Here is a 9,580-nt window from a genome sequence, read left to right on the forward strand (position 1 = left end):
GAACGCCATGTCTGGCCACTCCAAGTGGGCGACCACGAAGCACAAGAAGGCCGCGATCGACGCCAAGCGCGGCAAGCTGTTCGCCAAGCTGATCAAGAACATCGAGATCGCGGCCAAGATGGGCGGCCCCGACCCGGCCGGCAACCCGACCCTCTACGACGCGATCCAGAAGGCGAAGAAGTCGTCGGTCCCCAACAAGAACATCGACTCCGCGGTCAAGCGCGGCGGTGGTCTCGAGAGCGGCGGCGTCGACTACGAGACGATCATGTACGAGGTCTACGGACCGCAGGGCGTGGCGCTGCTCGTCGAGTGCCTCACCGACAACCGCAACCGGGCGGCGATGGAGGTCCGGACCGCGGTCACCCGCAACGGCGGCACCATGGCCGACCCGGGCTCGGTCTCGCGGCTGTTCACCCGCAAGGGCGTCGTGGTGGTCGAGAAGGCCCAGGAGCGCGGCGGCAAGCCGTGGGAGATCAGCGAGGATGACATCCTCGAGGCGACGCTGGACGCGGGCGCGGAGGAGGTCGACGACCTCGGCGACGGCTTCGAGATCCAGTCCGAGGCCTCCGACGTGGTCGCGGTGCGGACCGCACTGCAGGCCGCCGGCATCGACTACGACTCGGCCGAGGTGCAGTTCGTCGCGACGCTGGACATCCCGGTCGCCGAGGTCGACGTGGCGGGCAAGGTGTTCCGCCTGGTCGACGCCCTCGACGACCTCGATGACGTGCAGAACGTCTTCACCAACGCCGACATCCCCGACGACGTGCTGGAGTCGATCGACGCCTAGTGTCCCGGGCGTGTCTCCCGGGCATCGGGGGAGCGGGCGGTTAGCGTGGCCTCCGAACACCTGTTCGGACGGAAGGCGGCCAGATGCGCGTGCTCGGGATCGACCCCGGCCTGACCCGCATGGGCATGGGCGTGGTCGACGGCTCGATGGGCCGCCCGCTCACGCTCGTGGACGTCAACGTGCTGCGCACCTCGGCGGACCTGCCGGTGCCGCAGCGGCTGGTGACGATCGAGCGGGGCGTGGAGGCGTGGCTCGAGGAGTACGCACCCGACGCGGTCGCGATCGAGCGGGTCTTCGCGCGCTCCGACGTGAGCACGGTGATGGGCACCGCCCAGGCCAGCGGGGTGGCGATGGTCGTGGCGGCCCGCCGCGGTCTGCCGATCGCCCTGCACACCCCCAGCGAGGTCAAGGCCGCGGTCTCCGGCAACGGCCGGGCGGACAAGGCCCAGGTCGGCGCCATGGTGACCCGCATCCTCCGCCTCGACGCCATGCCCAAGCCCGCGGACGCCGCGGACGCGCTGGCCCTGGCCATCACCCACATCTGGCGGGGCGGAGCCCAGGCCAGGATCGACGCGGCGGTGGCCGCCTCTCGAAACGCTCGACCATCAGGGAGCAGACGATGATCGCCTTTGTGCGCGGCCAGGTCGCCGCGGTGACGCTCTCGAGCGCCGTTCTCGAGGTCGGGGGAGTGGGCCTCGAGCTCATGTGCGCCCCCGGCACCCTGGCCACGCTGCGGGTTGGCCAGCAGGCGACGCTGCCGACCAGCATGGTCGTCCGCGAGGACTCCCTGACGCTGTTCGGCTTCGTCGACGACGACGAGAAGCAGACCTTCGAGCTGCTGCAGACGGCCTCGGGCGTGGGACCCAAGCTCGCCCAGGCGATGCTCGCGGTGCTCTCGCCCGACGACCTGCGACTCGCCATCGCCGGCGACGACGTCAAACGGCTCACCCGGGTGCCGGGCATCGGCCAGAAGGGCGCGCAGCGGATCATCCTCGAGCTGCGCGACCGGATCGGTGCGCCGACCGGTGCCGGCCGGTCCGCTGTCGCGCCGACGCAGGGCGCGGTGTGGCGCGACCAGGTCCACCAGGGCCTGGTGGGCCTCGGCTGGCCGGCGCGCGACGCCGAGAAGGCGGTCGACGCGGTCGCCCCCGAGGCGGGCGACGTGCCCGACGTCGCGGCGCTGCTGCGCGCCGCCCTGCGCACGCTGAGCAAGGCGTGAGCCGATGACCTTCCACGAGGAGGATCTCGACGAGGCCGAGGCCACCCACTACCGGTCGCTGACCGCCGTGGACGCCGACGGCGACGAGCGGGCGGTCGAGGCGGCGCTGCGGCCGCGCACGCTCGACGAGGTTGTCGGCCAGGTGCGGGTCCGCGACCAGCTCGGCCTGGTGCTCGAGGCGGCTCGCCGCCGCGGGCGGGCACCCGACCACGTGCTGCTCTCTGGCCCGCCCGGCCTCGGCAAGACCACGCTGGCGATGATCATCGCCAGCGAGATGGGCGTCCCGCTCCGGCTGACGAGCGGCCCGGCGATCACCCACGCCGGCGACCTCGCCGCGATCCTCTCGGGGATGAACGAGGGGGATGTGCTCTTCGTCGACGAGATCCACCGGATGTCGCGGCCCGCCGAGGAGATGCTCTATATGGCGATGGAGGACTTCCGCGTCGACGTCGTCATCGGCAAGGGTCCCGGTGCCACCGCGATCCCGCTCGAGATCCCGCCGTTCACGCTGGTGGGGGCCACGACCCGCGCCGGCCTGCTGCCCGGCCCGCTGCGCGACCGGTTCGGCTTCACCGCCCACCTGGAGTTCTACGAGGCCCACGAGCTCGACCTGATCATCAAGCGCTCGGCCCGGCTGCTCGGCGTGCACGCGGTCCCCGAGGGCACCGCCGAGATCGCCTCGCGCTCCCGGGGCACCCCGCGCATCGCCAACCGGCTGCTGCGCCGGGTGCGCGACTTCGCCCAGGTGCGCGCCGACGGCGTGGTCACCCTGCCGGTCGCCCGGGACGCCCTCGACCTCTACGAGGTCGACCAGCTCGGCCTCGACCGGCTCGACCGGGCGGTCCTCGACGCGCTCTGCCGACGGTTCGGCGGCGGCCCGGTCGGTGTCTCCACCCTGGCGGTCGCGGTGGGCGAGGAGCGGGAGACCGTCGAGGAGGTCGCCGAGCCGTTCCTGGTCCGCAACGGCTTCCTGGCCCGTACGCCGCGGGGCCGGATCGCGACCCCCGCCGCGTGGGAGCACCTCGGCCTCACACCACCCCCCGCGCTCACCCTGCCCGAGACCGACCCGCCGCTGTTCGAGGACTGACGCGCGCCGAGGCCCCCCGGATTCGCGGGCGCACCCGACCGCACGGTTATGCTTGCCCGTCGACCGGCCCGGTCTGGGCCGCGCACCGGTGAGCCCGCTCGCGAGCCAGCCGTGCCACGTCGTCCGAGCTCGTCCGAGAGGTTGTTCCGTGCTGGAGTTGCTGCCGCTTGTCGGCATCGCCCTGCTGTTCTGGCTGTTCATCATCCGACCGGCCAGTCGGCGGCAGAAGGAACTCGGACGCATGCAGTCCTCGTTGACGGTAGGAGACGAGATCGTCCTCACGTCCGGTGTCTACGGCACCGTCCGCGAGCTCGAGGACGGCCACCTGATGGTGGAGGTCGCGCCCGGGGTGAGCATCAAGGTCGCGCGGGGCGCGGTCGGGACGATCGCGAGCAAGGTCGACGATCCGGCGGACGAGCCGGACGTGACCGATGAGCGGCCGGGGAGCGACTCCGGCCCGGAGGAGAGCTGACATGGCACGCAAGGCGTTCCGCCCCGGACGCACCCTCGTGGTGTTCTTCCTGGTGACGGTGATCTCCTACGGCCTGGTCGCCCTCGGGGGGACCTGGAAGCCCGCGCTGGGGCTCGACCTCAAGGGCGGCACCCGCATCACGATGACCGCGAACGGCAACCCGGAGCCGGACCAGCTCGACGAGGCGGCCAGCATCATCGACCAGCGCGTGAACGCTCGCGGCGTCACCGAGGCCGAGGTGACGACGCAGGGCAACCGCTACATCGTGGTCGAGATCCCCGGCGACACGTCCAACTCGCTCGTCGACCTCGCGACGCGGACCGCGCAGCTGCGGTTCCGCACGGTCGCCTGCTCCAGCATCGATCCCGGTCCGTGCGGCACCACGACCTCGCCGGTGCTGCCCAGCGACAGCGCGTCGGTCGTGCCCTCGGACCAGCCCTCGGCCACGCCGTCCGACAAGGCGACGGGCAGCCCCAAGAACCGTCCTGGCGTGCTGGCGAAGCCGACCGCTACGCCGAAGCCGTCGACGTCCGCGTCCCCGACGAGCTCGGGCTCGCCCACCGAGTCCGCGAGCGGGTCCCCGACCGAGTCGGCCTCGGACGCGCCGGCCGAAGCCTCGGGCGACTCTGCCCAGATGGCACTGGACTTCATGACCGACCCCGGCAAGGCCGCGATCGAGGCGTACAACTCCTACAGCTGCCCCGCCAAGGACCCCGTCGTCGACGCCCCGGACAAGTTCCTGGTGACCTGTGGCGTCGAGGCCGAGGGCGAGGAGGCCGTGAAGTTCCTTCTCTCGCCCGCCGCCGTCGAGGGCACCGACCTCGACAGCGCGCAGGCGACGCTGCCGTCGGACTCCCTGCAGTGGATCGTCCAGCTGCAGATCGGCGGCAAGGGCAAGGGCGTGTTCGCCGACCTGTCGCGCGCGATGGTCAACACGGACCAGCAGTTCGCAGTCGTCCTCGACGGCCAGGTGATCTCCCACCCCGGGTTCACCGGTGTCATCCCCAACGGCGATGCCCAGATCACCGGCAACTTCACCAAGACCTCGGCGCAGTCCCTGGCCACCAGCCTGAAGTTCGGCGCGCTCCCGATCTCGTTCGCGGACGACGGCACGTCGGTCGACCAGATCGGCGCCTCGCTGGCCGGCAACCAGCTCTCCGCCGGCGTCACCGCGGGCATCGTGGGCCTGCTGCTGGTGATGATCTACTGCCTGTTCTACTACCGCGGGCTCGGCGTTGTGGTGATTGCGTCACTGCTGATCGCCGGAGCGGTGACCTACTCGATGGTGCTGCTGCTGAGCAAGACCGCCGGGTTCACTCTCACGCTCCCCGGCATCGCCGGCCTGATCGTCGCGGTCGGCATCACCGCGGACTCGTTCATCGTCTACTTCGAGCGGATCCGCGACGAGATGCGAGACGGCAAGTCGATGCGGGTCGCGGTGCAGGCGGGCTGGAAGCGGGCCCGGAACACCTGTCTCGCGGCCGACACGGTCTCGCTGCTCGCCGCGGTGGTGCTCTACATCTTCGCCGCCGGCGTGGTGAAGGGCTTCGCGTTCGCGCTGGGCCTCTCCACGCTGATCGACCTCGCGGTGTTCTTCTGGTTCACGCACCCGCTGGTCACGGTGCTGGGCAGGTACTCGTTCTTCAACCGGGGGCACAAGCTCTCCGGTCTCGACAGGGAGGCGCTCGGCGTCGACCGGATCAACACCGTGGGAGGGAGGGCCTGATGGGCAAGTTCTCGCGCCTGGGCAACCACCTCTACTCCGGTGAGAAGTCGATCGACTTCGTCGGCCGCAAGTGGCTCTGGTACGCCATGTCGGGCGTCATCGTGCTGCTCGCCGTCCTCGGCCTGTCGGTCAAGGGCCTGGACATGGGCATCGAGTTCGTGGGCGGTGCGGAGTACAAGGTCAACATCGCCAAGGACGATGTGACCCAGGACCTCGCCGACCAGGTCCGCGAGGACGTCGCGGACACCGGCCTGGACGCCGCCAAGCAGCCCGTGGTCACCACGGTCGCCTCGGGCTACATCATCGTCCAGGTCAAGCCGGTGACGTCGGCGGAGAGCAACCAGATCAGGGGCGTCATCACCGACGCCACCGGTGCCACGGCGTCCGACATCCAGGTGCAGGAGATCGGGCCGAGCTGGGGCAAGGAGATCGCCAAGCGCTCCGGCACCGGGCTGGTGGTCTTCCTGGTGCTCGTCGTGCTGTTCATCTGGGCCTACTTCCGCGAGTGGAAGATGTCGGTCGCCGCGATCGTCGCGCTCGCCCACGACGTGGTGATCACCATCGGCGTCTACGCACTGTCGGGGTTCGAGGTCACCCCTGCCACCGTCACCGGCCTGCTGACCATCCTCGGCTTCTCGCTCTATGACACCGTCGTCGTCTTCGACAAGGTGCGCGAGAACACCAAGAACCTGCGTGAGAGCCGCACGACGTACGGCAAGGCCGCCAACCTCGCGGTCAACCAGACCCTGGTCCGCTCGATCAACACCTCGATCGTGGCGCTGATCCCGGTCGGGGCGATCCTGTACGTCGGAGCCGTCCAGCTCGGCGCGAGCACGCTGAAGGACCTCGCGCTCGCGCTGTTCGTCGGCATGGCCGCGGGCGCCTACTCCTCGATCTTCATCGCCACCCCGCTGCTGGTGCAGCTCAAGGCCGGCGAGACCGACGTGATGCAGGCCGAGAAGCGCGAGAAGGCGCGGCAGAAGAAGATCGAGGCCGACCGCTACGCCGCGGTCCCGTCGTTCAGCGAGGACATGCCGATCGCGGCCGAGCCCGGGGAGTACGACGAGCCCGAGGACGACGGCCCGATCTCGCAGCCGGTGACTCCCACGCGCGAGGCCCGGGCGCCCGGCGCGGCCGGCCGCGGCCGGGTGGCGCCCCAGGCCCGTGGACCGGTTCGGCCCTCGGGCGCGGCCGGGCGGGCTCAGCCGACCCGCGAGCCGCGCTCCAAGCGAGGCAAGAAGTGACCCTCCCCGCCCCTGGTGCGGCCGGTCTGGCGGACGCGCTCGCGCTGATCGCCGACGTCCCGGACTTCCCCGAGCCCGGGATCCTGTTCAAGGACATCACCCCGCTGCTCGCCGACCACGCCGCGCTGGCCGCGGTCGTCGCCGCGCTCGCGGCACCCGGCCGCGACGAGACGGGCGAGCCCGTCGTCGACAAGGTGCTGGGCATGGAGTCGCGCGGGTTCATCCTGGGCGCACCGGTGGCGCTCGCGCTCGGCGTCGGGTTCGTCCCGGTCCGCAAGGCCGGCAAGCTGCCGCGTGCGACGTACGCCGTCTCCTACGCCCTGGAGTACGGCGAGGCCACGCTCGAGGTGCACCAGGACGCCCTCGCGCCCGGTGACCGGGTGCTGCTCGTCGACGACGTGCTGGCCACCGGCGGCACGGCGCGCGCGACCATCGACCTGGTCGAGCAGTGCGGGGCCCACGTGCATGCGGTCGCCATGCTGATGGAGCTGGGCTTCCTCCCCGGCCGGCACGAGATCGGGACCGTCCCGCTCACCACGCTGATGACGGTCTGAGAGATACGTAGACTTAACGGGTGACCGAGGAACGCACCGCCCCGCCCGAGCAGGAGCGGCGCGCCTCGGAGCCCGCGCCCTCGACCCGCAGCATGCGCGCCCGGTTCGCCCGGATGGGCACCCGCAACCAGGGCGCCAACCCGGTGCTGGAGCCGCTGTTCCGCTCGGTGCGGGCCAACCACCCCAAGGCCGACCTGGCGCTGCTGGAGAGGGCCTACGAGACCGCTGAGCGGATGCACGGCACCCAGACCCGCAAGAGCGGCGACCCCTACATCACCCACCCGCTCGCGGTGACCACGATCCTCGCCGACATCGGGATGACCGAGCCGACGCTCGCGGCGGCGCTGCTGCACGACACCGTCGAGGACACGCCGTACACCCTCGAGCAGGTGCGGCAGGACTTCGGCGACGAGATCGCCCAGCTCGTCGACGGCGTGACCAAGCTCGACAAGGTCAAGTACGGCGACTCCGCGCAGGCCGAGACGATCCGCAAGATGATCGTCGCGATGTCGCGCGACATCCGGGTGCTGGTCATCAAGCTGGCCGACCGGCTGCACAACATGCGGACGCTGCGCTACGTCAAGCAGGAGACCCAGGAGCGGGTCGCGCGCGAGACCCTCGACATCTACGCGCCGCTCGCGCACCGGCTCGGCATGAACACGATCAAGTGGGAGCTGGAGGACCTCGCCTTCGCCACGCTGCACCCGAAGATCTACGACGAGATCGTCCGGATGGTCGCCGAGCGGGCGCCGTCGCGCGACCAGTTCCTCGCCGAGGTGATCGCCCAGGTCGAGGCCGACCTGCGCGAGGCCAAGGTCAAGGCCGCGGTCACCGGCCGACCCAAGCACTACTACTCGATCTACCAGAAGATGATCGTCGGCGGCCGGGAGTTCTCCGACATCTACGACCTGGTCGGCATCCGCGTGCTGGTCGAGAACGACCGCGACTGCTACACCGTCCTCGGCGTCCTGCACTCGCGGTGGAACCCGGTCCTGGGCCGGTTCAAGGACTACGTCGCGATGCCGAAGTTCAACATGTACCAGTCGCTGCACACCACGGTGATCGGCCCGCAGGGCAAGCCCGTCGAGCTGCAGATCCGCACGTTCGCGATGCACCGCCGTGCCGAGTACGGCGTCGCCGCGCACTGGAAGTACAAGGAGAACGGACGCGCCGGCGTCGACACCGAGCGCGCCGGCGACCTCGACGACATGACGTGGGTGCGCCAGCTGCTCGACTGGCAGAACGAGGTCGAGGACCCGGGGGAGTTCCTGGAGTCGCTGCGCTTCGAGATCAACCGGGCCGAGGTCTACGTCTTCACGCCGCGCGGCGACGTGATCGCGCTGCCGACCGGGGCGACCCCGGTCGACTTCGCCTACGCCGTGCACACCGAGGTCGGCCACCATACGATCGGCGCCCGGGTCAACGGCCGGCTGGTGCCGCTGGAGTCCGCGCTCGAGAACGGCGACGTGGTCGAGGTCTTCACCTCCAAGGCCCCCAACGCCGGACCGTCGCGCGACTGGCTCGGGTTCGTGAAGTCCCCGCGGGCTCGCTCGAAGATCCGGCAGTGGTTCACCAAGGAGCGCCGCGAAGAGGCGATCGACCGCGGCAAGGACCAGATCGGCAAGCTGATGCGCAAGGAGGGGCTGCCCCTCAAGCGGCTGATGTCGCACGAGTCGCTGATGCAGGCCGCGAGCCACTTCAAGCTCGCCGACGTCTCCGCGGTCTACGCCGCGGTCGGCGAGGGCAACCTGTCGGCCCAGGCCGTCGTCCGCCGCGTGATCGACCTCCACGGCGGCGATGAGGGCGCCGCCGAGGACCTCGCCGAGGGCGTCACGATCACCGGGCGCCGATCGCGCTCGAACGTCCAGCCGGGCGGTGACGCCGGCGTGATCGTCAAGGGTGCGGCCGACGTGTGGGTCAAGCTCGCCAAGTGCTGCACGCCCGTGCCGCCCGACCCGATCCTCGGCTTCGTGACCAAGGGCGGGGGAGTCTCCGTGCACCGCACGAACTGCACCAACGCGGCCAGCCTCCAGGCCCAGCCCGAGCGGCTGCTCGACGTCGAGTGGGCGCCGACCGGCCAGTCGAGCTTCCTGGTGAACATCCAGGTCGAGGCGCTCGACCGGGCCCGGCTGCTCTCCGACATCACGATGGCGCTCTCAGACGCGCACGTCGACATCCTCAGCGCCAACCTCTCGACCACCCGCGACCGGGTCGCCAAGAGCCGGTTCACCTTCGAGATGGCCGAGGCCAAGCACCTCGACAACGTGCTCAAGGCCGTCCGTTCCGTGCCCGGCGTCTTCGACGCCTACCGCGTCACTCAATAGCCCCTCCGCAGCGCTACGGAGCGTCCGCTGCGTTGCCGGCGCTCGACGACCCGCTTCGCTCGAAGGTCGCCTTCGCGTCGGCGCCTTGCGGCCGCACGCGTAGCGCTACGGAGTGCCCACGCAGGTGTTGGTGGTCCTCAGCCGGAGTAGTCGGCGCTGGCCCGCTT

At 70.7% G+C, this 9,580-nt stretch carries 9 protein-coding genes; all 9 read left to right on the forward strand.

From position 1 onward, the window contains the following. Positions 1-7 precede the first annotated feature (7 nt). On the forward strand, positions 8-787 hold the full coding sequence (locus QQZ14_RS12190) for a YebC/PmpR family DNA-binding transcriptional regulator (RefSeq protein ID WP_284534589.1): 780 nt from the start codon (positions 8-10) through the stop codon (positions 785-787). An 83-nt stretch (positions 788-870) separates the two neighbouring features. Beyond that, on the forward strand, positions 871-1,410 hold the full coding sequence (gene ruvC / locus QQZ14_RS12195; RefSeq protein ID WP_284534590.1) for a crossover junction endodeoxyribonuclease RuvC: 540 nt from the start codon (positions 871-873) through the stop codon (positions 1,408-1,410). Next, complete coding sequence (gene ruvA, locus QQZ14_RS12200; RefSeq protein WP_284534591.1) at positions 1,407-2,006, forward strand: Holliday junction branch migration protein RuvA; 600 nt, start codon at positions 1,407-1,409, stop codon at positions 2,004-2,006. Before ruvC ends, ruvA begins: the two co-directional genes overlap by 4 nt. A 4-nt stretch (positions 2,007-2,010) precedes the next feature. Next, positions 2,011-3,093, forward strand: a complete 1,083-nt coding sequence (gene ruvB, locus QQZ14_RS12205) for a Holliday junction branch migration DNA helicase RuvB (RefSeq protein ID WP_284534592.1) — start codon at positions 2,011-2,013, stop codon at positions 3,091-3,093. Positions 3,094-3,241: 148 nt separating this feature from the next. Beyond that, positions 3,242-3,565 (forward strand): preprotein translocase subunit YajC, encoded by a 324-nt coding sequence (gene yajC / locus QQZ14_RS12210; RefSeq protein ID WP_284534593.1) that lies wholly within the window; start codon positions 3,242-3,244, stop codon positions 3,563-3,565. Position 3,566: 1 nt separating this feature from the next. Continuing rightward, positions 3,567-5,291, forward strand: a complete 1,725-nt coding sequence (gene secD, locus QQZ14_RS12215; protein ID WP_284534594.1) for a protein translocase subunit SecD — start codon at positions 3,567-3,569, stop codon at positions 5,289-5,291. Continuing rightward, positions 5,291-6,535, forward strand: coding sequence for a protein translocase subunit SecF (gene secF, locus QQZ14_RS12220; protein WP_284534595.1), 1,245 nt, complete (start codon positions 5,291-5,293; stop codon positions 6,533-6,535). Before secD ends, secF begins: the two co-directional genes overlap by 1 nt. Further along, a complete protein-coding gene (locus QQZ14_RS12225) occupies positions 6,532-7,089 on the forward strand; it encodes an adenine phosphoribosyltransferase (protein WP_284534596.1) in 558 nt (185 codons plus the stop codon). Before secF ends, QQZ14_RS12225 begins: the two co-directional genes overlap by 4 nt. A gap of 92 nt (positions 7,090-7,181) precedes the next feature. Beyond that, positions 7,182-9,413 (forward strand): RelA/SpoT family protein, encoded by a 2,232-nt coding sequence (locus tag QQZ14_RS12230; protein ID WP_284534597.1) that lies wholly within the window; start codon positions 7,182-7,184, stop codon positions 9,411-9,413. Positions 9,414-9,580: the final 167 nt, after the last annotated feature.

It is taken from the genome of Nocardioides sp. T2.26MG-1, from assembly GCF_950101795.1.
GTDB lineage: Bacteria > Actinomycetota > Actinomycetes > Propionibacteriales > Nocardioidaceae > Nocardioides.

Coding starts and splice junctions, on each gene's coding strand:
- QQZ14_RS12190 (WP_284534589.1), top strand. CDS start 8: ATGTCTGGCCACTCCAAGTGGGCGACCACGAAGCACAAGAAGGCCGCG.
- ruvC (WP_284534590.1), top strand. CDS start 871: ATGCGCGTGCTCGGGATCGACCCCGGCCTGACCCGCATGGGCATGGGC.
- ruvA (WP_284534591.1), top strand. CDS start 1,407: ATGATCGCCTTTGTGCGCGGCCAGGTCGCCGCGGTGACGCTCTCGAGC.
- ruvB (WP_284534592.1), top strand. CDS start 2,011: ATGACCTTCCACGAGGAGGATCTCGACGAGGCCGAGGCCACCCACTAC.
- secD (WP_284534594.1), top strand. CDS start 3,567: ATGGCACGCAAGGCGTTCCGCCCCGGACGCACCCTCGTGGTGTTCTTC.
- secF (WP_284534595.1), top strand. CDS start 5,291: ATGGGCAAGTTCTCGCGCCTGGGCAACCACCTCTACTCCGGTGAGAAG.
- QQZ14_RS12230 (WP_284534597.1), top strand. CDS start 7,182: ATGCGCGCCCGGTTCGCCCGGATGGGCACCCGCAACCAGGGCGCCAAC.